This window comes from Rhodoferax ferrireducens, assembly GCF_003347515.1.
Taxonomy (GTDB): Bacteria; Pseudomonadota; Gammaproteobacteria; order Burkholderiales; family Burkholderiaceae_C; genus Rhodoferax.
This window is the reverse complement of sequence record NZ_QEII01000262.1, coordinates 25,377-49,490: the sequence shown is the minus strand read 5'-3', so window position 1 is coordinate 49,490 and position 24,114 is coordinate 25,377. Positions and strand designations below refer to the sequence as shown.

18 protein-coding genes are annotated in these 24,114 nt (G+C 64.6%); 6 read left to right on the top strand and 12 right to left on the bottom strand.

From position 1 onward, the window contains the following. Positions 1 to 201 precede the first annotated feature (201 nt). Complete coding sequence (locus C5P05_RS09915) at positions 202 to 1,344, bottom strand: hypothetical protein (RefSeq protein WP_114969675.1); 1,143 nt, start codon at positions 1,342 to 1,344, stop codon at positions 202 to 204. A 318-nt stretch (positions 1,345 to 1,662) separates the two neighbouring features. On the opposite strand from C5P05_RS09915, the gene mgtA reads away from it, so the two are divergent. Further along, the gene (gene mgtA / locus C5P05_RS09910; RefSeq protein WP_114969674.1) at positions 1,663 to 4,170 is read left to right on the top strand and encodes a magnesium-translocating P-type ATPase; all 2,508 of its coding nucleotides are present in this window, start codon (positions 1,663 to 1,665) and stop codon (positions 4,168 to 4,170) included. Beyond that, a complete protein-coding gene (locus C5P05_RS09905) occupies positions 4,140 to 6,728 on the top strand; it encodes a cation-translocating P-type ATPase (protein WP_114969673.1) in 2,589 nt (862 codons plus the stop codon). The genes mgtA and C5P05_RS09905 overlap by 31 nt, the downstream gene beginning before the upstream one ends. A gap of 17 nt (positions 6,729 to 6,745) precedes the next feature. Here C5P05_RS09905 and C5P05_RS09900 read toward each other — a convergent pair whose 3' ends face one another. Further along, on the bottom strand, positions 6,746 to 7,714 hold the full coding sequence (locus tag C5P05_RS09900; protein ID WP_114969672.1) for an HD-GYP domain-containing protein: 969 nt from the start codon (positions 7,712 to 7,714) through the stop codon (positions 6,746 to 6,748). Between the two features lie 39 nt (positions 7,715 to 7,753). Next, positions 7,754 to 8,890, bottom strand: a complete 1,137-nt coding sequence (gene alr, locus C5P05_RS09895) for an alanine racemase (RefSeq protein ID WP_114969671.1) — start codon at positions 8,888 to 8,890, stop codon at positions 7,754 to 7,756. Positions 8,891 to 9,014: 124 nt separating this feature from the next. On the opposite strand from alr, the gene lplT reads away from it, so the two are divergent. From lplT to C5P05_RS09880, 3 genes are read left to right on the top strand one after another with little or no spacing between them, the layout of a single operon-like run. Continuing rightward, positions 9,015 to 10,298, top strand: a complete 1,284-nt coding sequence (gene lplT, locus C5P05_RS09890; RefSeq protein WP_114969670.1) for a lysophospholipid transporter LplT — start codon at positions 9,015 to 9,017, stop codon at positions 10,296 to 10,298. 8 nt (positions 10,299 to 10,306) lie between these two features. Next, entirely contained in the window at positions 10,307 to 11,194 is an 888-nt protein-coding gene (locus C5P05_RS09885; RefSeq protein WP_232834420.1) for a DMT family transporter, read from the top strand. A gap of 56 nt (positions 11,195 to 11,250) precedes the next feature. Next, positions 11,251 to 11,736, top strand: coding sequence for a glutathione peroxidase (locus C5P05_RS09880; protein WP_114969750.1), 486 nt, complete (start codon positions 11,251 to 11,253; stop codon positions 11,734 to 11,736). A gap of 17 nt (positions 11,737 to 11,753) precedes the next feature. Here the strand turns inward: C5P05_RS09880 and C5P05_RS34950 are convergent, their stop codons facing one another. The 9 genes from C5P05_RS34950 to glnK form a co-directional block, all read right to left on the bottom strand. Further along, the gene (locus tag C5P05_RS34950; protein WP_114969669.1) at positions 11,754 to 12,662 is read right to left on the bottom strand and encodes a transglycosylase SLT domain-containing protein; all 909 of its coding nucleotides are present in this window, start codon (positions 12,660 to 12,662) and stop codon (positions 11,754 to 11,756) included. 77 nt (positions 12,663 to 12,739) lie between these two features. After that, the gene (locus C5P05_RS09870; protein WP_114969668.1) at positions 12,740 to 14,599 is read right to left on the bottom strand and encodes a serine/threonine protein kinase; all 1,860 of its coding nucleotides are present in this window, start codon (positions 14,597 to 14,599) and stop codon (positions 12,740 to 12,742) included. Positions 14,600 to 14,724: 125 nt separating this feature from the next. After that, a complete protein-coding gene (locus C5P05_RS09865) occupies positions 14,725 to 15,783 on the bottom strand; it encodes a 3-deoxy-7-phosphoheptulonate synthase (protein WP_114969667.1) in 1,059 nt (352 codons plus the stop codon). A 77-nt stretch (positions 15,784 to 15,860) separates the two neighbouring features. Continuing rightward, the gene (gene glcF / locus C5P05_RS09860) at positions 15,861 to 17,177 is read right to left on the bottom strand and encodes a glycolate oxidase subunit GlcF (RefSeq protein ID WP_114969666.1); all 1,317 of its coding nucleotides are present in this window, start codon (positions 17,175 to 17,177) and stop codon (positions 15,861 to 15,863) included. A 7-nt stretch (positions 17,178 to 17,184) separates the two neighbouring features. After that, positions 17,185 to 18,330, bottom strand: coding sequence for a glycolate oxidase subunit GlcE (gene glcE / locus C5P05_RS09855; protein ID WP_114969665.1), 1,146 nt, complete (start codon positions 18,328 to 18,330; stop codon positions 17,185 to 17,187). Between the two features lie 87 nt (positions 18,331 to 18,417). Further along, positions 18,418 to 19,371, bottom strand: coding sequence for an SMP-30/gluconolactonase/LRE family protein (locus C5P05_RS09850; RefSeq protein WP_114969664.1), 954 nt, complete (start codon positions 19,369 to 19,371; stop codon positions 18,418 to 18,420). Beyond that, positions 19,368 to 20,234 carry an aldose 1-epimerase gene (locus C5P05_RS09845; RefSeq protein WP_157979280.1) on the bottom strand — a complete coding sequence of 289 codons (867 nt, stop codon included), beginning with the start codon at positions 20,232 to 20,234 and terminating at the stop codon, positions 19,368 to 19,370. The genes C5P05_RS09850 and C5P05_RS09845 overlap by 4 nt, the downstream gene beginning before the upstream one ends. Positions 20,235 to 20,347: 113 nt before the next feature. Continuing rightward, positions 20,348 to 21,892, bottom strand: coding sequence for an ammonium transporter (locus tag C5P05_RS09840; protein WP_114969662.1), 1,545 nt, complete (start codon positions 21,890 to 21,892; stop codon positions 20,348 to 20,350). 77 nt (positions 21,893 to 21,969) lie between these two features. Next, complete coding sequence (gene glnK, locus C5P05_RS09835) at positions 21,970 to 22,308, bottom strand: P-II family nitrogen regulator (protein ID WP_114969661.1); 339 nt, start codon at positions 22,306 to 22,308, stop codon at positions 21,970 to 21,972. A 254-nt stretch (positions 22,309 to 22,562) separates the two neighbouring features. On the opposite strand from glnK, the gene C5P05_RS09830 reads away from it, so the two are divergent. Further along, positions 22,563 to 24,101: a YifB family Mg chelatase-like AAA ATPase gene (locus tag C5P05_RS09830; RefSeq protein ID WP_114969660.1), complete on the top strand. Its 1,539-nt coding sequence runs from the start codon at positions 22,563 to 22,565 to the stop codon at positions 24,099 to 24,101. The last annotated feature ends 13 nt before the right edge of the window (positions 24,102 to 24,114 follow it).

Sequence of the window (24,114 nt, the reverse complement as noted above, 5' to 3'; positions counted from 1 at the left end):
CTTAAGATATTTTTCTCGTGAAAGCATTTCAGTCAAACAGCTCGTTCCAGATTGACTTTTCGGGTCGGTGGCCATCGACGGTGGTCATAGACCTGTGCACGCTAACCGGCGTGCCGACGCCGTTTACCGATGCCTTGTTGGGACTGTCACGGCTGCAGGCGCGGGTGCGGGCTTGTGTTGATGTAAATTCACGAATGCCAGTTAGCGCTGACAGCGGTCACTGATGCTGACTTTCCCGGCATTGCCAAGCCGCGCCGGATCTTTCAATGCGTCGCGCAGACCTTGCATCAGTGACTCGACAACAGGCAGCTGCTGCCACGTCGTATTTGTCGGATCGCCGTTGGCGAGCGCCTCGGCCGATGAACGCAGCGGTGCCGTCAGGAAGGCATAGCGATGGCTCAATAGTGGATCGTCCAACAGTTCGAGAAAGCGCAGGTGAATGTAAAGCGCATACAGATCTTTCGTATGGTGCGTACCGATGCTGGTGCCGCCGATATGCATGGCCGGCAATTCCTTGTCCGACGACAGGAAGCGGAACTTGAGCCCCTCGGCAACCGCCGTCGCGAGCAGAACGTGCAGCGTGTCGCGGAAGTTGTGATAGTTTTTCCAAAACGTTGTCTTCCCGAGCCCAATGCGCGCCATCGCGTCACGGGCCGAGGCCGGTGTCTCGCGGTACAGGCGCGCATCGACAGCGTAGCGACGCATCAGCAGGCGCAAGGCCTCGGCATTGAAGAACAGGAAGTAGGTCAATGGGAACGTGATCTCCAGGCTACGGCTCGCCTCGCCAAACAGACTCAGTAGGCATTCGTCGGCGGCGGGGACCAGCTGGTCGAAGACGGCTTCGTCAAAGACGTAACAGTCATGATCGACGATGCCGAAGTTTCCGCGGTGGTTTTCCAGAAGCAAGCTGATGACATTGCCGTGCGCCACACTTGAAAACGGCAAGCGCCACAAATTGAACATCGGCAGTGACGGAAAGCGGTGGGTCAGCACACGCCGCTCCCAGTGACGTATTCCATTTTCTAGTAACACGACCTGGGCACGCCCCTGCAGCAGCGCCAGGCAAGGCAGCAGGAAGTGCAGCGTGAATGGCATCACGATCACATAAAAGCGCGGCAGCGCACTATCCGCTAATCCGTCCTGGAAATCGACGAAGCGCGGCTGATTAAAAACGCGCTGAATCAGCCCGCCGTTAAGCGGCTGTGCCAGCACGCGCCAGCTACGAAATAGAAACGCCACCGGCACATGCACCATGAGCACGGAAACGAGGCCCAACCCGCGCTCGCGCATCGGCCGCATGGCGACGCGCAAGCGCCGCAGGTATGATTTCAGTCGCCAAAGCACCGCCCTTACTCCAAGCAGCGGACCATCGGCCGCCAGTCGCAGCCACGGCCGGTGGCGCCGCCGGCATGAGAACGTATATGAAATTTTGCCATTTCAGCTCGGTTTTCCTAGTACTGCCCGTGGGCGTAGTTCTTTTCTTGATCGCTGCTTAAAAGCGATCTTGCCCACGAAAAACGGGCTGCATAGTCGATGATTAAGCGTAAAGTTTGAGGATTGCGAAATGAGAAATCTCAAAAACAAACCCATCTACTTGTTGGCCGCCAATACTGGTGTGGTGCATGGACGAATGCCGCTGCATCCGCCAATTTGGGGCCCGCATTGGACGGCCTAGGCAGTCTGGAGGCGGCCCAGCGACTGAAACAGCACGGCCCGAATCGGCTGCAGCCGGTCACGCAGCGTGCCGTGCTGCTGCAGTTTCTGGCGCACTTCAAAAACCCCCTGGTCCTGGTGCTGCTGGCCGCCAGCGGCATCTCCGCCCTGACTGGCGACGTCACCGGGGCCCTCATCGTCGGCCTGATTGTGCTGATGAGCGTGACGCTGGATTTTGTCCAGGCCTACCGCGCTGGCCGGGCGGCGGAGCAACTCGCCTTGCAAGTCGCGGTGACCGCTACCGTGCTGCGCGATGGTCAGGCGCACGAGCTGCCGGTGACCGAGTTGGTGCCGGGTGATGTGGTGCTCCTGTCGGCCGGCAACCTCATTCCGGCCGATGCCAGGGTGCTGGAAGCTGACGACTTCTTCGTCAACCAGGCGCAGCTGACGGGTGAGCCGTATCCGGTGGAAAAAAAGGCTCAAGCCCCGCAAGAAAAGGTAGAAATAGCAACAGAAGCGCAGGCCGCCTCGACCGCGCCCGAGGACTGGGCGCTGGACGTGCTGGACGCCGTCTTCATGGGCAGCTCGGTGGTCAGCGGCTCGGCCCGTGTGCGGATTGGCCGCACCGGCAGCGCCACGACCTTGGGACAAATAGCGGTGAGCCTGAGTGAGAAGGCGCCACCCACCGCCTTCGAGATCGGCACCCGGCATTTCGGCATGCTCATCATGCGTTTGACGGTGATGCTGGTGCTGTTCACCTTGCTGGTCAATGTGGCCTTGCACCGCTCCTTGTTGGAGTCGTTTTTGTTTGCCGTGGCGCTGGCGGTGGGCCTCACGCCCGAGCTGTTGCCGATGGTGGTGTCGGTGACGCTAACGCGCGGCGCCCTGCGCATGGCGGCCCTGAAGGTGATCGTCAAGCGCCCCTCGGCGATTCAGGACATGGGTGCGATGGACGTGTTGTGCACCGACAAGACCGGCACCCTGACCGAGGCGAAGATCCGGCTGGAGCGCCATGTGGACGCCAGCGGCCAGGACAACGCGAACGTTCTGGCACAGGCCTACCTTAACAGCTATTTCGAGAGCGGCCTGAAGAGCCCGCTGGACGATGCCATCCTGGCGCACGAAGACATTGACGTCTCCGCCTGGACCAAGATCGACGAAGTGCCGTTTGATTTCGAGCGCCGTCGCGTCTCGGTGCTGGTGCAGCGGGCCGGCGCGCGCCGACTGGTGGTCAAGGGCGCGCCGGAAGACATTATGCGTTTGTGCACCCATTACCAGGACGCTTCCGGCAACACCGTAACGCTTGACGTTGCGACGCGGACTCGCATCAACGCCCTGTACGACAGCTTGGGCGAGGAGGGTTTCCGGGTACTGGGCATCGCCTGGCGCGACGTGCCGCTGGATCACCCGCACGCGGTGGTGTCGGACGAGAGTACGCTGGTGTTCGCGGGTTTTGCCGCCTTTCTGGACCCGCCCAAAGCCAGCGCTGGCGATGCCTTGCGGGCGATGGCCGCCAGCGGTGTGGCCGTGAAAATCGTGACGGGCGACAACGAACGCGTGACGCGCCACGTCTGCACCCAGCTCGGCGTGCCCATCGAGGGCGTGCTGACCGGCACCGAGGTGGCCAAGCTGCACGACGACGCCTTGCGCGCTCGCGTCGAAGGCGTCAATCTGTTTTGCCGCGTCAACCCGTCGCAGAAAAACCGCATCATCCTGGCGCTCAAAGCGCGCGGCCATGTGGTCGGTTATCTGGGCGACGGCATCAACGACGCGCCCTCGCTGCACACGGCCGATGTCGGCATCTCGGTCGAGGGCGCGGTGGACGTGGCCAAGCAGGCGGCCGCCATGATCTTGCTGGAGCGCGACCTGATGGTGTTGCACCAGGGCATTCTGGAAGGGCGGCGCACCTTTGGCAACGTGATGAAGTACATCCTGATGGCCACCAGCTCCAATTTCGGCAATATGTTCAGCATGGCCGCCGCCACCTTGTTCTTGCCATTTCTGCCGATGTTGCCGCTGCAGATTCTGCTCAACAACCTGATGTACGATGTGTCGGAAATCACGCTGCCCATGGACAACGTGGACGCCGAAGACCTGGCGCAGCCCAAACGCTGGGACATGGCTTTCATCCGCAATTTCATGCTGACCATCGGGCCCATCAGCTCACTGTTCGACTTCCTGACCTTTTACCTCTTGCTCAGCCTGTTCAAGGCGCACGAGTCGCTGTTTCGCACCGGCTGGTTTGTGGAGTCGATCGCCACCCAGGTGCTGGTGATTTTTGTCATCCGCACGCGGCGCAACCCCTTGCGCAGCCAGCCTACGCGCTGGCTGGTGCTGACGTCTTTGGGCGTGGTGGTGACGGCCATGCTGTTGCCGTTCACGCCGCTGGCGCCGTACCTGGGTTTTACGCCGCTGCCGCTGTCGTTTTTTGCGCTGCTGGCGGGCTTGCTGATCGCCTACCTGCTGGCGGTGGAAGGGGGTAAACAATGGTTTTACAAACGCCTGATGAAGGCGTGAGCGACGCCAGCGGCTTGACGACGGCGCAGGCCGCGCAGCGCCTGCTGGACGACGGCCCGAATGCGCTGCCCGGTGATCAACGCCGCAGCCTGCGCGCCATCGCCCGCGAGACCTTGCAGGAGCCGATGTTCATGCTGCTGCTGGCGGCGGGCGTCCTGTACCTGGTGCTGGGCGACCTGCAAGAAGGCCTGGTTCTGTTTGGCCTGGTGCTGGTGGTGCTGGCCCTGACCTTGTACCAGGAGGGCAAGACCGAGCGCGCCATGGCGGCGCTGCGCGACCTCACCAGCCCGCGTGCGCTGGTGCTGCGCGACGGGCGGCCGCAGCGCAGCGCCGGGCGCGAGGTGGTGCGTGGCGATCTGCTGGTGCTGGCCGAGGGCGACCGCATCCCGGCCGATGCGCTGCTGATCTCGGGCAGCGAGGTGCAGGTGGACGAATCCCTGCTGACCGGCGAGGCGTTGCCGGTGAGCAAGGTGGCCGGTGCGACCGCCGCGCCGGCAGCCACGGTTCGCCCCGGCGGCGACGGTTTGGCGTACTTGTATTCCGGCACGCTCTTGGTCCAGGGTCACGGCATGGCGCGGGTCACGGCCACCGGCGCGCGCAGCGAAATCGGGCGCATCGGCACGGCGCTGGAGTCGCTCACGCTGGAGCGCTCGCCGCTCAAAAAGCAGACGACCCGGCTGGTGCAAGTGCTGGCGGTCATCGCCTTCATCACCAGCCTGCTGCTGGTGCTGGCCTATGGCCTGCTGCGCGGCGACTGGCTGGCGGCGCTGCTGGCCGGCATCGCGCTGGCCATGGCCATGCTGCCGCAGGAGTTCACGGTGGTGCTGACCGTGTTGCCTGCCTTGGGCGCCTGGCGCCTGTCGAAGCAGAACGTGCTCACCCGGCGCATCGCCGCCATCGAAACCCTGGGCGCCACCTCGGTGTTGTGCGTGGACAAGACCGGCACCCTGACCGAGAACCGCATGACCGTGGTGCAGCTCTATGCACGGGGCGAGGTCGGGCGACAGGGCGAGAGCCTGGCGATTGACTACGCCGCCAGCACCGAGTTGCCCGAGACCTTTCACACCCTCGTCGAGTACTCCATCCTGGCCAGCATGAGCGACCCGTTTGATCCGATGGAAAAAGCCTTCCACCGGCTGGGCCAGCATTTTCTGGCGGACACCGAGCATCTGCACCATGACTGGACGCTCAAGCATGAATACGGCTTGACGCCGGAGTTGCGCGCCATGTCCCATGTCTGGAAGGCCTTGGCGGGCGAGTCGTCGCATGTGGTGGCGGCCAAGGGCGCGCCCGAGGCGATCGTCGATTTGTGCCATCTGGATGAAGACGCGCAGGCCGACATTGGCGCCGCCGTCGAGGCCATGGCGGCGCAGGGTTTGCGTGTGCTGGGTGTGGCCCAGGCGCGCTTCGCCGGCGAGGACTGGCCCGCCATCGAGCACGATTTCGAGTTCGAATTCATCGGCCTGCTGGGTCTGGCGGACCCGCTGCGCGCCGAAATCCCCGACGCAGTGGCGCAGTGCCGTAGTGCCGGCATCCGCGTCGTGATGATCACCGGCGACTATCCCGCCACCGCCCGCGCCATTGCCGCCCAGGCGCAACTGGACGCGGGTGAGGTGCTGACCGGCGACGCCATGGCGCTTATGAGCGAGGCCGAACTGCAGGCGCGCATGGCAACAGTGAGCGTCTGCGCCCGCATTGCGCCGGAGCAAAAGTTGCGCATCGTGCAGGCACTCAAAGCCAATGCCGAGGTGGTCGCCATGACCGGCGATGGCGTGAACGACGCCCCCGCGCTCAAGGCCGCGCATGTCGGCGTGGCCATGGGCGGGCGCGGCACCGACGTGGCGCGCGAGGCCGCCTCGCTGGTGCTGCTGGACGACAACTTTGCCTCCATCGTGCGAGCCGTGCGCCTGGGTCGGCGCATCTTCGACAACCTGCGCAAATCCATGTCCTACATCCTGGCCGTGCATGTTCCGATTGCCGGCATGGCGCTGCTGCCGGTGCTGCTGGGCTGGCCCACGGTGCTGTTCCCGCTGCACATTGCGTTCCTGGAACTGGTGATCGACCCGGCCTGCTCCATGGTGTTCGAGAACGAGCCGTCCGAGTCGGATGTGATGCAGCGCCCGCCGCGTGATGCCATGGCCCAGCTGTTTGGCGGCATGACATTGGCGCTCGCGCTGCTGCAGGGTGTGGGCGTGCTGCTGGTGGTGCTGGGGGCCTATGCCTGGGGCGCGACCTGGCTGACGGAGAAGGAAGCCCGTGCCTTTGCCTTTACGACGCTGGTGATGGGCAATGTGGCGCTGATTTTTTCCAACCGCTCGCGCACCGGCTCGCTCTGGGCCTCGCTGCGCGTGCCCAACCGCACGCTGTGGCTCGTGACCGGCGTGACGCTGGGCTTTCTCGGGCTGGTGCTTTACCTGCCAGGAATAGCGCGCCTGTTTGTGTTCGAACCCTTGGCGCTACCTGACCTGCTGACAGCCCTGGTCCTGGGTTTACTCAGCGTGTTCTGGTTCGAGGCGATCAAATTCAGCCGTCGCCTGATGCAGACGCGGCCGAGGTGATGACACGCCAACAGGTCTCAATCGCTGGGGTCCGATAGCGACTTCACCACATTCAACACCGCTTCCAGGCTGACTTTGACCTTGATTTTTTCCGCATTAAGCGGTGAGCGGATCGCAAACTGCGGGTCGCTGGTATCCCGGTAGAGGTAAGGACGCAGTGGCATGCCGCCCGGATTGACAAGGCTCACCACATGCGGCTGGTTGGCGCGCGCGCCTCGCGCCACGGAAACCGCTTTTTCGCCGTTCACCAATTGCACGTAGGTGCCCGGCGGATAAAACCCGACCACGGCCATCATGGCATTCCCGATCGCCGTGGCATCTTCCGGTGTGTCGGGCACTACGACTGCGGCTGGGTTGAGAGGGGCCATGGCCAGCCTCGTCGTTCGGGGGGCCATCCGGGCGATCAGGCAGTCGGCCGCGCGCAGGAGGCGCCGGCTCGTGCGGTTGCGGGCCAGTCCGGCGGACTCTTCCAGTTCATGGTGCCAGCGAACGATGTCCAGCCAGTCCGCGTCGGTCACGCCAAAGCGCCGGAGCATCTCGCAGCTGATCTGCGGATGTTCCCGGATCAGTTTTCGCTGCGCCGCGCTGGGTATCGGGTTCTGCCGGGCCAGATCGTCCTGCGTGCGCGCCATGCCAATATTCATGACCAGGGCCGACCGGAACAGTGTTTGCCTGGCGGCATCCGGCATGCCCAACCGGTTCGCGGTCTGCGAACAGACGACGGCCGACAACAGGGCGTGGGTCGCGCAATAGCCGAGCGACAGCTCACCCAGGGCCTGAAACAGGACGAACAAGCATTCGTCCAGGTCCTGGTCCAGCAATGCAAGGGCTCGCTTTTCGATGCCCTCCAGTCGTGGCAAGGGGTCGGTGGCGAAGTCGCCCTGGTGCAGGAGGTCCTTCAGCGTCGCCTGTAAATCCAGCCAGTCGGCGCGCAGGTCACGGTCGGGTTCTGGCAATAGAGGGGCGGGGATCGGATCGTTAATCATCAAGTGCCTCCCACTGCAAAGCGGATTCATGTGAGCCCTTTAATCGGTCACCAGCACGGGCACGCGCGGGGCCAGCGCGCACATCAATTCGTAACCCACGGTGCCCGCAGCCCGCGCCACTTCGTCAATCGACAATACGGCACCGTTGGTGGCGCGGCCCCATAAGGTGACCTCACTGCCAAAGCCGGCGCCAACACCAGCGTCGGCCAGCGGCGTGAGGTCGACGGCGAGCATGTCCATGCTGACGCGCCCCACCATGCGGGTGCGGATGCCCTTCACCAGCACGGGCGTGCCGGTGCTGCAGGAGCGCGGGTAGCCGTCGGCGTAACCGCAGGCCACGACGCCGATGCGCAAGGGCTTGTCCGCCACAAACGTTGAGCCATATCCGACTGTAGCCCCCGTCGCCAGGTCTTGTGTTGCTATTATTTTTGAGGTGAGTGTCATGGCCGGCTGCAAGTCCCAGTCGGCGGCGCTGTGTTCAGGGAAATCCGGGGCGCTGCCGTAGACGGCAATGCCGGGGCGTACCCAGTCGGAGGCGACACGGCTGTCGGGATGCGCGCCGGCATCCAGCGGCGTCACGTTGTGGCGCAGGGTGGCGGCGCTGTTGTTCAGGGTGCGTTCGCCGGGCAGGTCCCGCGTGACCTCGGCAAATACCGCCATTTGGGCGGCCACGCCCGGCGCCCCGTCGGCGTCGCTGAAATGGGTCATCAGGGAAATCTCGTCCACCTGGGGCAGGGCATTGAGCCGGGTCCAGGCGGCTCGGTAGCGTTGCGGCGTGAAGCCGAGCCGGTTCATGCCGGTATTCATCTTCAGGAAGACCCGGTGCGGCACGTTGGTCTTGTGCGTGGCCAGCATGTCGATCTGCTCGTCACAGTGCACGGTGTGCCACAGGTCCAGGCGCGAGCACAGTTCCAGGTCGCGCAACTCGAACACGCCCTCCAGCAACAGGATCGGGCCGCGCCAGCCTAGGGCCCGCACGCGCCGGGCCTCCTCCAGGTCCAGCAGTGCAAAGCCGTCGGCGCCGCGCAGCCCCTCGAACACACGCTCAATCCCGTGGCCGTAGGCATTGGCCTTGACGATGGCCCAAACGCGGGCATCCGGGGCCGCCCGTCGGACGCGCCCAAGGTTGTGCCGAAGCGCTTCGGTATGGATGGTGGCTTGGATCGGACGCGGCATGGTTCTCTTGGGGTGACGGAGGGGGCTTTATTTTGCACCTCGGGGGCATGCTATAACGCAGCATCGTTCGGAGACCTATAACAAAACCCACCGTGTCAGTTGCACTGATGCGCGCCTGTAGACAATGAAACGCGGTTTTTTTACCATCATGTCAGCGCAGTTCTTCAGCTCGCTGGCCGACAACGCCCTGTTTGTTGCAGCCGTCCAGTTGCTCAGAACCCGCCATGCGCCCGAGTGGCAACAGGCGGCATTGGTGCCGATGTTTGCGCTGTTTTACGTCATTTTGGCGCCTTTTGTCGGGGCTTTTGCGGACTCCCTGCCCAAAGGCCGGGTCATGCTGATCAGCAATTTCATCAAGGTGGCGGGCTGCCTGCTGATGCTGTTTGGCACCCACCCCCTGATGGCCTACGCTGTGGTCGGTCTGGGTGCCGCCGCCTATTCCCCTGCCAAGTACGGCATCCTCACCGAACTCCTGCCGGCCTCGCAACTGGTCAAAGCCAATGGCTGGATCGAAGGTTTGACGATTGCCTCCATCATTCTGGGCGTCCTGCTGGGCGGACAACTGGTGGGGCCGGTGCTGTCGCCGCTGCTGCTCTCGTTCGACTTTCCGCTGATTGCCACCGGTGTGGATTCGCCGCCGGAGGCCGCCATCGGTGTGCTGATTTTTCTTTATTTCCTGGCCGCGTGGTTTAACACCCATATTCCGCACACCGGTGTCGAGATGCGTCCCATGCCCAAGCGCCTGACCTCCTTGCTGCCCGATTTCTGGATCTGCAATGCCCGCCTGTGGCGCGACAAACTGGGCCAGATTTCGCTTGCCGCGACCACGCTCATCTGGGGCGTGGCGGGTAATTTGCGTTTCATCGTGCTGGCCTGGGCCGCTGCGGCCTTGGGTTATTCGGTGACGCAGGCCTCGGCCCTACAGGGTGTGGTGGCCATCGGCATGGCGGTGGGCGCGGTGGTGGCGTCGATGCGCATGCGCCTGGAGGATGGCCCGCGGGTGATCACGCTGGGTATCGGCATGGGCCTGTTGATCATCATGCTGATTTTCATCACCAACGTCTGGGTGGCGGCGCCATTCCTGATTTTGCTGGGGGCCCTGGGCGGTTTCCTGGTGGTGCCCATGAATGCCTTGCTGCAGCATCGCGGCCATAACCTGATGGGTGCCGGGCGCTCCATCGCCGTGCAGAACTTCAACGAGCAGGCCTGCATTCTGGCACTGGGCGCGGGCTACAGCCTGTCGACCGGCCTGGGGCTACCGACCTTTGCCGCCATCACCGTGTTTGGTGTGGTGATCGCCGGCTTCATGTGGATCATCCGGCGCTGGCATGCCCGCAATTGCGTGCAGCACCGTGCCGAGGTCGAGCACTTGCTGGACATTGCCCGCAACGACAACTTCCACGGCTGAGGCGGCCCTTGGCGTCGCAACCGACCAGTCGGGCGCTCGCGGCCGCGGCGCTCGCTCTCAACGCCTTCGTCTGGGGCGTGTCGTGGTGGCCTTTTCGCGCGCTTCAAGCGCAGGGCCTGCATCCGCTGTGGGCGACGGCCATCATCTATGTGTTTGCGCTGCTCAGTCTGGCCGTGGTGAAGCCGCAGGCCTGGCGCGGCTTCCTGCAGCATCCCATGCTGTGGTGGCTGGTGTTGGCGTCCGGCCTGACCAATGTTGGTTTCAACTGGGCGGTGACCGTGGGCGACGTGGTGCGCGTGGTCATCCTCTTCTATCTGATGCCGGCCTGGGTGGTGCTGCTGGCCTGGCCCCTGCTGGGTGAAAAGCCCAGCACCGGCTCGCTCTTGCGGCTGGCGCTGGCACTCACCGGCGTGGTGATCGTGCTCAAGACGCCGGCATCGCCCTGGCCTTTCCCCCAGGATCTGGCCGACTGGCTGGCGCTGATGGGCGGCTTCTGTTTTGCGCTGACCAACATCCTGTTGCGCAAGCTGAACGGGACACCGGGCGAGGCGCGCATGCTGGCCATGTTTGGCGGCGGCGCCGTCATGGCAGTGGGCGCCGCCGTGATGGGCATGGGCTTGGGCCTGGTGACGGCGCCGCCCGCGCCGGCGCTGGCCTGGTCCGGTCTGGCCCTGGCCGTCAGCCTGGCTTTTCTGGCGGGCAACCTGGCCCTGCAATACGGGGCGGCGCGCCTGAGCGCCAGCGCCACCTCCCTCATCATGCTGTCGGAAGTGGTGTTTGCCAGTGTGTCGTCGGTGCTCCTGGGGACTGGTGAGTTGTCGACCCGCACCTTGCTGGGCGGCGCGCTCATACTTTTGGCCTCACTGCTGTCAGTGCTGTCCTTTGGCCGGCGCTGATTGTTTTGCACTGGGGTGCGACACTGACCCCAACTTTTCTTGAATTGGAGATGCCCATGAGCACTGTGTACGATTTCGACGCCCTGCAAATCAATGGCACGCCTGTGCCTTTGAGTCAGTTCAAGGGCCGGGTCATGCTGATCGTCAACACCGCCAGCGCCTGCGGTTTCACGCCGCAGTTTGCCGGGCTGGAGGAATTGCATCAGACCTATGGCAAGCAGGGGCTGGTGGTGCTGGGTTTTCCGTGCAACCAGTTTGGCGCCCAGGACGCCGGCAGCAACGATGAAATCGCCGAGTTTTGCCAGCTGAACTACGGCGTCAGTTTCCCGATGATGGCCAAGATCGAGGTCAACGGCCCGCACGCCCACCCGCTGTACCAGTGGCTGAGCGCCGAGGCGCCTGGTTTGCTGGGCAGCAAGGCCATCAAATGGAATTTCACCAAGTTCCTGGTTGGTAAGGACGGCACGGTCCTCAAGCGTTATGCGCCGACCGATACACCGGCCGGCATGGCGAAAGACATAGCCGCCGCGCTGGCGGCCTGAACCGACGGGCCCGGCGCCTATTTCTTGCGCCAGGGCACGCCAATCAAGCTCAGGGCGGGCGAGGGGCGGGTCACCGTGGCGTCAAATGGATGAACTTGCACGCCGACGGCCCTGAGGATGCGCTGCACATAGGCCCGGGTTTCGAGGTACGGCGGCACGCCGCGGTAGCGCTCGACCTTGCCTTCACCGGCGTTGTAGGCGGCGGCCACCAGCGCCACATCGCCCTCAAAATAGGCCAGCAACCAACGCAGATAAGTCAGCCCGCCCCGGATGTTTTGCGCCGGGTCAAAGGGATTTTTGACGTTGAAGCGTTCGCTGGTCTCCGGGATGAGTTGCATCAGCCCCTGAGCATTCTTGGGCGACAGCGCCAGGTTGTTGAAGTTGGACTCGGCGGCAATGATCGCCAGCGCCAGTTGCGGCTCCACCTGGTACTGGGGCGCCATCTTCATCACCATGTCAAAGATTTTGCGCGGCGCAATCGCCTGATAGTCCACGCTCGGCTTCGCCGCTTCCACGGGTGCCGGCGGCGCGGGTTCGCGCATGCATTCCGGTACTTCGGTCGTGGGACCACCGACGACCTTCAGCATGCGTTGGGCGGCGTCGAGCCCTTGTTCGGCCGCCGCATGAAAGAAGTACCCAGCCGTGGCATCGTCGCGCGCCACGCCACGCCCGTTGGCGTACATCCATCCCAGGTTGTATTGCGCCTGCGCGTCGCCCAGGCGGGCGCCCTTGCAATACAGGGTGGCAGCGAGCACCGGGTTGCGCGCCACGCCTTCGCCGTTCTCCAGCGCGATGGCCTCCTGACGCAGGGTGGACATGAGGCTGCTGTCGGTCGCGCCCTCCTGGGCGTGTGCAGATGACAGCGACGTGGTTGCGCAGAATGGCAGCAGCACCAGGGATGTGAGGGTCGCGAAACTCGGGCACATGCGCGCGAGTGTCCGCGCATTTTTCTGCGACCTGCTTGCGAAACCTCAACGCCGGACGGAACGCCCTCGGGCGGCGCTTATCGGCTACCGGCAGCGTTGTGCTTCAAACGCTGTTCAAGTTCCACGCAGGTCGCGGAACCTGCCAGACCGGGCTTTTGGCAGGCGTTGTACAAGCACATGGGGCGGGTCAGGAAATTGCTGTCAACGCAGAGCTTCTCGGCCGTCAGGCCTGCTGCCTCGGCTTTAGGCGCAGGCCGGGGTGGCGGTGTTTCAGGTCCGACGGGTGCGGGCGATGCGTCGACCACCGTTGCCGGGCGTGGTGATTCGGCTCTGGCCTCCGGCGTGGGGGCGCTGCGGCGCGGCGCGGCGGTTTTGCCCGGCTTGAGGGCGGCGGCGGGTGGAGTCGTGGCCGCCATTGGGGGCCGGGCATCGGCCGTGGTGCTGGCGAGGGTGGCGGGGCTGATGCCTGGGATGGAGGCTGCCGGGCTGGCCATAGGCGGTACCGGGGCCAGTGGCATAGCGGACAGGCTGGCCGCGCCTTCAGGAGGCGAGGGCGTCACATCGGGCGCCGTGGCCACCACGGTCGCCGTGTCGGCAGCAGAGCTGCGCCAGCCCCACGCCGCCAGGGCAGACACCACAACGAGCAGCGACGAAATCATCAGCCACGGGCCATAGGAGCGATGAGGCCGTGAGCCCGTTGAATCCAATGAATCCAGGGGCAGGCGTCGTTTGCTGGCGTGGGCGTCCTGCCCGGCCCGCTTTTTTACGGGCTTGGATGGCTCAAGCAGGATGGTCTGTGCCTCGCCTTGCGGGTGGCCGGTGCCGGGTTCTGCCGGCGCGGACTTGACCCGCTGCGTCGGCAGGTAGTCGGGTTGGGTCCGTTGGAGCACGGTACGCTCGCCGATTCCGGCGACCGCATCGGACAGCTGCAACACCTCGCCGTCCGGCAGGCAACTGGGCCCCAGCTCGGCGCGCCAGTCAAAGGACGACATGCCGCTGGGGGTGGCGAGGCCCAGGGCGCGGGCAAGCTCCTGTACCGATTGCGGGCGATCTTGCGGCCGGATATTGAAGGCCCCGCCCATGCCGGTCACGAATTCCGAGGAGTAGCTCTGCCCAAATTCTTCCTCAATCGTTTTGGCGATTTTGTCGAAGGGCGGCATGCTGTCATTGACGACGCGGATCGTCGAAGGCACCGGCACCTCGTTGCGCAGCAGGCCGTGCACGACCGCCGCCAGCGAATACAGGTCGGTCCAGGGCCCTTGCTGCATGTCCTTGATATCCGCGTATTGCTCGATGGGCGCGAAATTGACTTTGAGGACGGCGGTGTGCTGTTTGGCGCGGTCGCCGATGGCCACGCGCGCCGCGCCCAGATCCAGTAGCACCGGGGGCCCCAGGTCTTGCAGGAAAATATTGTCGGGCGAGATGTCCCGGTGCAAAGCCGTGCCGCGGTGCAAAACCTTGAGCGCGCCCAGGACCGACCACAAGACCTTGCGCAGCCAGGCCTCGGTCGGCGGCAGGCGCATCTGCAGCCGGGCTTGCTTGAGGGTCATGCCGTGGTACAGCGGCATGACCATGTAAGCCGTGTTGTTGGCTTCCCAAAACCTGAACACCTTGACCAGCGAGGGGTGCTCGAAGCGGGCGAGCATTCGGGCTTCGCCAACAAAAGACTGCAATCCGGCCTGGAAGGTTTCATCGTCGCTGGACGTTCGCACCGAAATGTTCAACACATCGCCCGAGCGGTTCGCCAGCCCCGAGGGCATGTATTCCTTGATGGCGACATCGCGCTGCAGCGAGTGGTCGTAGGCCCGGTACACCATGCCGAAACCGCCTACACCAATCAAACCCAGGATTTCGAACTCGCCCAGCCGGGTGCCGGACACCAGCGCATCTACGTGGGAGACGTCTGGCGTTGCAACGCGGATGGGTAGTTCAATCATGAGTCCTTCATCAGAAGCACGATCATTCAACGCCACCAACAGCCCCGATCGTGCGATGCCAGATTCTAGGGCAGTCGTCCTCTGGTGCCTCGAAAAATGGGGCGGCGCTGTCTGGCGTGCTGGCCTCAGTTGGGGACTGAACGCAAACGGGACGCCGCTTCACGCAAGCAGGCCGCCGTGGTGTCCCAGCCCAGGCAGGCGTCGGTGATGGAGACGCCATAGCGCAGGTCCTGCGGCCGGCCGAGCTTCTGGTTGCCCTCGAACAGGTTGGATTCCAGCATCACACCCTTGATGGCACGGTTGCCGTCGGCGATCTGGTGCACCACGTCCTTGAGCACCAGCGTCTGCAGGGCGTGGTTTTTTCGGGAATTGGCGTGGCTGCAGTCGACCACGATGTTCACCGGCAGCTGCGCCGCCGTCAGCGCGGCCTCGGCCTGCGCCACAGCCACCGAGTCGTAGTTCGGCACCGCGCCGCCGCGCAGGATCAGATGCCCGAAGGCGTTGCCCCGGGTGTGGGTCAGCGCCACCTGACCCTCGCCGTTGATGCCTAAAAATGCATGCGGCTGGGCGGCGGACAGCATGGCGTTCAAGGCCACTTCCAGGTTGCCGTCGGTGCCGTTCTTGAAGCCGACCGGGCTGGACAGGCCGCTGGCCAGTTCACGGTGGGTCTGGCTCTCGGTGGTGCGGGCGCCGATGGCGCTCCAGGCAATCAGGTCGCCCAGGTACTGCGGTGTGATCGGGTCCAGCGCCTCGGTGCCGCAAGGCAGTCCCAGGTCGTTGATGTCGATCAGCAGGCGCCGGGCCAGGCGCAGGCCTTCCTCGACGTGAAACGAGTCGTCCATGCGCGGGTCATTGATCAGGCCTTTCCAGCCCACGGTGGTGCGGGGTTTTTCGAAATACACGCGCATCACGATGAACAAGCGGTCTGCCAGTTCGTCGGCCAGCGTTTTCAGGCGCCGGGCGTAGTCCATGGCGGCGGCGGGGTCGTGAATCGAGCACGGTCCCACGACCACCAGCAGACGCGAGTCGCGCCCGCTCAGGATCTCACCCAGCGTGAAGCGCGCCGCGCTGACGGTCCGGGTCGCTTGGGCGCTGGCCGGAATATCCTCGTGCAACTGGCTCGGCGACAGCAGGGTGTGCTGCGACACCACGTTCAGGTTTTCAAGTTCGGTGGGGAAAGTCATGATGTCGCCCGGTGAAGAGTAATTTATAAGAAATAAGGCTCTAGCCCTCACGGAATGAGCGCAGGTAGCTATTAATTTTATAGTGTTTTTTGGAGCGCCTCGTCCAGCACCTCAATCCAGTGTCGCACCGGCGTGGCGGTGCCACTTTGCAGATGGGTGATGCAGCCGATGTTGGTGGAGGCGATCAGGTCCGGTGGCGCCGCGCCAAAGGTCTCGTTCAGGTGGCCGAGCTTGCGGTCGCGCAGCTGGTAGGCCAAGTCCGGGTTGAGCACCGAATAGGTGCCGGCCGAGCCGCAGCACAGGTGGGCTTCGCAGCCGGTGATCTTGATGTTGAAGCCCAGTTCCGTCATGTACTGCTCGACGCCGCCGCGCAATTGCTGGCCATGCTGCAGCGTGCACGGCGGATGAAAGGCGATGGTGCCAGCGCTGGCCTTGACCTGCTCGCGCAATGTGGCGCTGAGTTCGGGCAGCCATTCGCTCACGTCCCGCGTCAGTGCGCTGATGCGCGCCGCCTTGGCCGCGTAGGCCGGGTCGTCGCGCAGGATGTGGCCGTATTCCTTGACCGTGACGCCACAGCCCGAGGCGTTCATGAGGATGGCCTCCACGCCGGGCTGGGAGTCAAGGCCGGTCGGGGCCGACGGGTCGGCGCGATCCGTCGGGTTCTGATCTGGTTCCTGTGCCTGTTCCTGAAGATAGGGCCACCAGGCGTCGATGTTGGCGCGCATCTCGGCTTTGCCGCCCTCCTGGTCGTTCAGGTGAAACTTCACGGCACCACAGCAACCTGCCTTGGGGGCTATGACGGTCTGGATGCCGGCCGCATCGAACACGCGCGCAGTGGCGCGGTTGATGTTGGGTGCCATCGCCGGCTGGGCGCAGCCGGCCAGCAGCAGCACTTTGCGGGCGTGCACGCGGCTCGGCCAGGCGCCGGCGTTCTGCTTGGGCGGCACCTTGTTTTGCAGCGCCGCCGGCAGCAGCGGGCGCACCAGCTGGCCCAGTGCCATGGCCGGGGCGAACAGCGGCGAGGGCAGGCCTTCTTTCAAGGCCCAGCGTAAGGCGCGTTCCCCCAGCGGACGCGGAACCTGGGCGTCGACCAGCTTGCGCCCGATGTCCAGCAAATGGCCATAGTCCACGCCCGAGGGGCAGGTGGATTCGCAGTTGCGGCAGGTCAGGCAGCGGTCCAGGTGCAACTGCGTCTTGCGCGTGGGCGTTTCGCCTTCGAGCACCTGCTTCATCAGGTAGATGCGGCCGCGCGGCCCGTCCAGCTCGTCACCCAGCAGCTGGTAGGTGGGGCAGGTGGCGGTGCAAAAACCGCAGTGCACGCATTTGCGCAGAATGGCTTCGGCGGCCATGCCGTCGGCCGTGCCTTGGTATTCGGGAGCGAGATTGGTTTGCATGGGGGCTTTACAAGGCGGGGTAAAGGCGGCCAGGGTTGAAGATGCCGGCCGGGTCGAACTCGGCCTTGAGGCGCTGGTGAATCCGGTCCAGCGGCGGTTTTAAAGGATTAAATCTACCTCTAGCCCCCGTCTTATCTTCGTGAGTAGCTATGAATAGGGTAGCTGATCCGCCCGCGTCGGCAGCGGCTTGGCGCAGCTGGGCCTGGGCCTCGGGAGGCGCCCACAGCCAGCGCTGGCCGCCATGCCACTCGATAAGTTGCGCAAAAGGTAGGTCCAGCACCGGCGCGGTTTGCGGCAGGCTCAGGCGCCACAGGCAGAGGTCGGGTGCGGGGGGCTTGAAGAAGGGCAGGGTCTGGTTGTGACAGGCGGCCCAGTCGGGGCCGGCCTGGGCGTTGTCCAGGCGCGTGCCAGGCACCTCTTCAGTCATCTTGCGACAAGCAGATTCCACGGCGGCCACGGCGCCGCGCAGGCGCACGAACAGCAGCTCGGGCCGGGCCGGCGCGGTGTCGTCACGCACCCAGCAACTGGCGTTCAGCGGCAATGGTTGCCCGCCCCAGCGGTGCAACTGGGCCAGCGCACTCGCCTGGTCGAGTTCAAACACCAGCGTCGCCTCGGCCGGGGCCACGGGCAGCACCTTGAGGGAGATGTCGGTCAGCAGCCCGAGCGTGCCCATGGCGCCCACCATCAGGCGCGAGACGTCGTAACCGGCCACGTTTTTCATGACCTGGCCGCCAAAGGTCAGCAGCTCGCCTTTGCCGTTGATGAGCTGGACGCCGAGCACGAAGTCGCGCACGGCACCGGCGCTGGCGCGGGCCGGGCCGCTCAAGCCGGCGGCCACCATGCCGCCCACGGTGGCGCCGGCGCCAAAGTGCGGCGGCTCGAAGGGCAGGCACTGGCCTTTTTCCGCCAGCGTGGCTTCCAGTTCCGCCAGCGGGGTGCCGGCGCGCATGGTGACGACCAGTTCGGTCGGCTCGTAGCTGGTGATGCCGCTGAGCGCGGTGAGGTCCAGCAATTCGCCTTGCGGCACCTCGCCGTAAAAGTCTTTGGTGCCGCCGCCGCGAAGGCGCAGCGGGGTGCGGTCGGCGGCGGCGGCCAGAATGCGCTCGGTGATCTGGCGCAGGGCAGCGGCGGGAGAAACGGTGATGGGGTCCATGCCTGCGATGGTAAGAGGCCGCCGCCACCGCTGGTTTGAATTTTTTGAAACCCCTGGGTTCAAAAATTTAGTCGTCGTGGGGCCAGCTCAGTCGACGAAGAAATTCACCGGCAATCCCGGCACGTCCACGCGCATGGAAAACACGCAGCCTGACAACGGTAAATCCTGGAGCTCCGCCGCGCTGCGGCCGTGGCGCGCGGTGGTGATGAACAGGGTTTGCAAGTCTTCGCCGCCAAAGCAGGGCATGGTGGGGCATTGCGCGGGCGTCGCAATTTCTGTCAACAGGCGGCCGTCGGGCGTGAATTTGCAGAGTCGGCGGCCCTCGAACATGGCCACGTAATAGTTGCCCTGCGCGTCCACCGCGGCACCGTCGGGCCGACCGCGGTAGCCGCCGTTGTCCTCGGCGGGCGCGTACTGCCAGCCCGCCGGTTTGGCGGGGAACTGCGCAAAACGACGGTGCGCCGTCATGGCGCCGCTGTTGAGCTCAAAGTCCCAGGCATGCACGGTGTGGCTGGGCGTGTCGGCCCAGTACAAGGTTTGCCCGTCGGGATTCCAGGCCAGGCCGTTGGCGGTGGTGGCGGGCAGGGTGGCCGGGTCGGTCTTGCGTTCCAGCAGTGGCGTGCGCCCGGCGCGGCAGTCCAGCGCATAGAGGGCAGCGTTGCGCGCCACTTTGGTCTCGTCGATGGTGCCCATCCAGAAGCGCCCCAGGGCATCGCATTTGCCGTCGTTGGCGCGCATCTGCGCCGGGTCGTAGTCCAGCGTGGTGATGTGCTCCAGCGCGCCGCCCCAGGTTTTGGCCCGGAACACGCCGTGGCGCAGGGCCATGACCAGGCCGCCGCTGTTCGCCGGCGCGATGCAGCCGGGCTCGGACGGCATGTCCCAGGTGTCCACCGTGCCCATGTAGATATTGGCGCGCAAAATTTGCTTACCCGGAATATCCACCCAGTACAGCATCTGCTCCTGCGGGTGCCAGAACGGGGATTCGCCCAGCTCGCAGGGCTGGGTGGTGACGGCTTGCCAGGGGGCGGTTTGCAAACTCATGGGGCTCTTTCTACATAAATGCTCATCTCGGCCGACATGGACTCGCCCGGCTGCAGCACGCGCACGCCGAGTGCCTCCGCACTGGCGCCGCTGGCGGCCATGAGATTGAGGGCATTGTTGACATGGCTGACCGGCTCAATCGCCACGAAGTCGCGGGTGGCGTTGGTGAACACCACCAGGCGGCTCAGGTTGGACGTGAGGCGGGTGTGCAATGCTTCATCGCGCAGGTGGACGATGCCGGGCCAGCCCTCAAAGCAGTGGTCCACGTCCAGCGCGGCGCAGTCGGTGTCCAGTCCTGGCGCGGCGGTGTGGTGCGTGGGCAGCTTCTCGGGGCTCATCTCCCAGCGCCCGGTGGCTTCAAAGGCAATGTGGCTGCGCGCGCGTTTGACGAAGTAAGGGTGCCAGCCCAGGCCCACCGGCGCGGCCACGGCCGACTGGTTGGTGATGCTCAAGGATATTTCCAGTGCGTTGGCGCTCAGGCGAAAGGCTTGCGAGGTGTCGAAGGCGAAGGGCCAGGCCTCATCCGGCTTGTGTTCGTAAGACAGCAGCGCAAACTGGGCGCTGGCCTCCAGCACGGTCCAGGGCCGTTGCCAGCCGACACCGTGGATGGAATGGGGTTCTCCGGCATTGTTTTGCACCAGCGGATGGCTGGTGCCGTTCCATTTCAGGGTGGCGTGGCCGACGCGGTTGGAAAAAGGCACCAGCGGGTAGCTGCCCGATTGGCGCACGCTGGTCAACGCATGGGCCGGGGTGGAGCGCAGCACCGGCGTGTCGCCCAGCCACAGGCCGGCAATGCAGCCGCCCAAAGCGGGGGCGATTTCACAACGAAGCGTGTCGCACGAGAGTTCCAGGGCAGTGGTCATGATTTGGGGTCTCCTGGCCCTTATTGTGCCTCGCCGGCAGGGCATGAAAAAACCCACCGGAGCCGGGGCTCGGGTGGGTTGATGGGGTTCGCAGGCCTGCAGCCTGGAAGCACTTAACGGTTGTAGGCAGTCTCGCCGTGGGACGTGATGTCGAGGCCTTCGCGCTCGTCTTCTTCGCTCACACGCAGGCCAATGGTCAGGTCAACCAGCTTGAAGGCGACGAAGGACACGACGCCGGACCAGACGATGGTCGTCAGCACGGCCTTGGCCTGGATCCACACTTGTGAAGCGATCGAGTAGTCGGCGGAAGTCACCATGGTGGCGGTCACCCAGTCAGCCACGTAGCCAGGACCACCCAGGGCTGGCGAGTTGAACACGCCGGTCAGCAGGGCCCCGACGATGCCGCCAATGCCGTGCACGCCAAACACATCCAGCGAGTCATCCGCGCCGAGCATCTTCTTGAGGCCGTTCACACCCCACAGGCAGGCAAAACCGGCCACGGCACCAATCACCAGGGCACCACCGATACCGACGTTGCCGGCAGCCGGGGTGATGGCCACCAAACCGGCCACAGCACCGGAAGCAGCACCCAGCATGGACGCTTTACCGCGCATCAGCGTCTCACCGACACACCAGGCCAGCACGGCCGCCGCCGTGGCACCAAAGGTGTTGATGAAGGCCAGTGCCGCGAAACCGTTGGCTTCAAGGGCGGAGCCGGCGTTGAAACCGAACCAGCCCACCCACAGCAGCGATGCGCCGACCATGGTCAGCGTCAGGCTGTGAGGCGCCATGGATTCCTTGCCATAACCGATGCGTTTGCCCACCATGTAGGCGCCGACCAGGCCGGCCACAGCGGCGTTGATGTGCACCACGGTGCCGCCTGCGAAATCAAGTGCGCCCGATTGCCAGACATAACCGGCTTTGGCGTTCATGGCGTCAACCACGTCCTTGGTGGCGTAAGCGTCAGGGCCCATCCAGAACCACACCATGTGGGCGATCGGGGCGTAGCAGAAGGTGAACCACAGGGCCGAGAACATCAGCACGGCGGAGAACTTCATGCGTTCGGCAAAAGCGCCCACAATCAGTGCGCAAGTGATGCCGGCGAACGTGGCCTGGAAGGCGGCAAACACGATTTCAGGAATGTAGACACCCTTGCTGAAGGTGGCAGCATTGGCAAAGGTGCCAGCCGCGTTGTCCCAGATGCCGCGCATGAACAGGCGGTCAAAGCCTCCGACGAAGGCGTTGCCCTCCGTGAACGCCAGACTGTAGCCATAAATGAGCCACAGCACGACGATCATCGAGAAGGTCACCATCACCTGCATCAGGACGGACAGCATGTTTTTGGAGCGGACCAGACCGCCGTAGAACAGGGCCAGGCCGGGCACCGTCATCAGAATCACCAGCAGGGTGGACACCATCATCCAGGCGGTGTCGCCTTTGTTGGGAACCGGCGCGGGCGCCGGTGCGGCTTCTGCCACAGGCGCTGGCGCGGCGGCGGTCGATGCAGCGGCGGGTGCTGCGGGTGCAGCCGCTTCAGCGGGCTTGGCGTCAGAGGGGGCGGATGCGGCGGGCGCCGCTTCCGGGGCCTGCGCCATTGCGGCTGTGCCACCCATCAGGAGGCTTAAACCCAAAGCTAGGGATGCAAGTAGTTTTTTCATGTTGATGTTCTGTAATGACGTTGAACAGCGAAGGACAGGGCTTGCCGCTGCGCGGCCACGCCCTGTACCGCCAAATTTCATAGCGCTTCCTTGCCGGTCTCGCCGGTGCGGATGCGAACGACTTGCTCCAGGTTGTAGACGAAGATCTTGCCGTCGCCAATCTTGCCGGTGCGGGCGGCGCCCTCAACCGCTTCGATGACGCGGTCCACCAAGGCATCGTCAATGGCGGCTTCGATCTTGACCTTGGGCAAGAAGTCCACCACGTACTCGGCGCCCCGGTACAGCTCGGTGTGGCCTTTTTGACGGCCAAAGCCCTTGACTTCGGTCACGGTGATGCCCTGCACGCCGATGGCGGAGAGCGCTTCACGCACTTCGTCCAGCTTGAAGGGTTTGATGATGGCGGTTACGAGTTTCATGTGTTCTCCTCAATACGGAAATGATCAGTTGCAATCAGCGATGTCAGTTTCATAAGCTTCTCCAACTAGTTAGCGGACGATGGGGACATGCACGGTTCATGCCAATATTATTTTCCTGGCTTTGATGCGGGCGCCATCGATTGGGCGAAAGCAGCTGCGCTAAGATGTATGTATAAATAAACAGTATGCACCAGTTAAGTGCATGAAACTCGGGTGAGCTTGCTGCGCATGCACCCTTTTGGAGAGGAATCCTCATGAGTCTTTCTTTGGTGCAAAGCCGGGCCCTGCTGGGCCTGGACGCGGCGGCGGTCACGGTCGAAGTGCATCTGGCCAATGGCCTGCCCAGCTTCACGCTGGTGGGTTTGGCCGACGTGGAGGTCAAGGAAGCGCGTGAGCGGGTGCGCTGCGCGATTCAAAACTCGGGGCTCGAATTTCCGCATAACAAACGCATTACCGTCAATCTGGCACCGGCCGACCTGCCCAAGGACTCCGGCCGTTTTGACCTGCCGATAGCGCTGGGCATCCTCGCGGCCAGCGGACAGATCGACGCGGCCCGCTTGGCGGGCCATGAATTCGCCGGGGAATTGTCGTTGTCCGGCGAGTTGCGGCCGGTGCGCGGCGCCCTGGCCATGAGTCTGGCCTTGCATGCCGGGCGGGTCGTGACCCAGCTGGTGTTGCCCCCGGACAGCGCGGAAGAAGCCGCCCTGGTGCCCGACGCCCAGGTCTACCGGGCGCGGCACTTGCTGGACGTGGTGCAGAACTTTCTGCCGCTGGCAGCGGACGCCCCGCCCCCCGAGCCCTCGCCGGGATGGTCGCGTGTCACGACCTTGCCCCGGACCCATGCCGTGCTGTACCCGGATCTGGGCGATGTCAAAGGCCAGCTGGGTGCGAAGCGGGCACTGGAAATCGCCGCCGCCGGCGGGCACAGCCTGCTGCTGATGGGGCCGCCGGGCTCGGGCAAGTCCATGCTGGCACACCGCTTTGCCGGCCTGCTGCCGGCCATGACGACGGACGAGGCGCTGCAAAGCGCGGCGGTGGCCAGCCTCGGTGGCCGCTTTTCGCTGGACCGCTGGGCGCAGCGGCCGACCTGCAGTCCGCACCACACGGCCAGCGCCGTGGCCCTGGTCGGCGGCGGTTCGCCACCGCGGCCCGGTGAAATCTCGCTGGCGCACCACGGTGTTTTATTTTTGGACGAAATGCCTGAGTTTCCGCGGGCCGCGCTTGAAGCGCTGCGCGAGCCGCTGGAGTCCGGCACCATCACGATCTCGCGCGCTGCCCGCCGGGCCGAGTTTCCGGCACGCTTCCAGTTGATCGGAGCCATGAACCCCTGCCCCTGCGGCTATTTGGGTTCGGTGCAAAAAGCCTGCCGCTGCACGCCCGATCAGGTCTCGCGCTACCAGGGCAAACTCAGTGGTCCGCTGATTGACCGCATTGACCTGCATGTCGAGGTGCCCGCCTTGCAGTCGGCGGATCTCATGCAGGCCCGCCCCGGCGAATCCACCGCCACCATCCGGGCGCGCTGCACGGCGGCCCGCGAGGTCGCTAATGCCCGCCAGGGCAAGGCGAACCAGGCACTGCAAGGCCCGGACATCGATGCGCACGTGCGGCTGGACGAGGCGGCGGTGAAGTTCCTGAACATCGCGGCCGCGCGCCTGGGCTGGTCTGCCCGCAGCACGCACCGGGCGCTGAAAGTGGCGCGCACGATTGCCGATCTGGCGGGGTCGGACACGACACTGGTCGCGCATGTGGCCGAGGCCATGCAATACCGGCGCGCACTGCGCGCCAGCCTGTAAGCAGCGCAGCCCC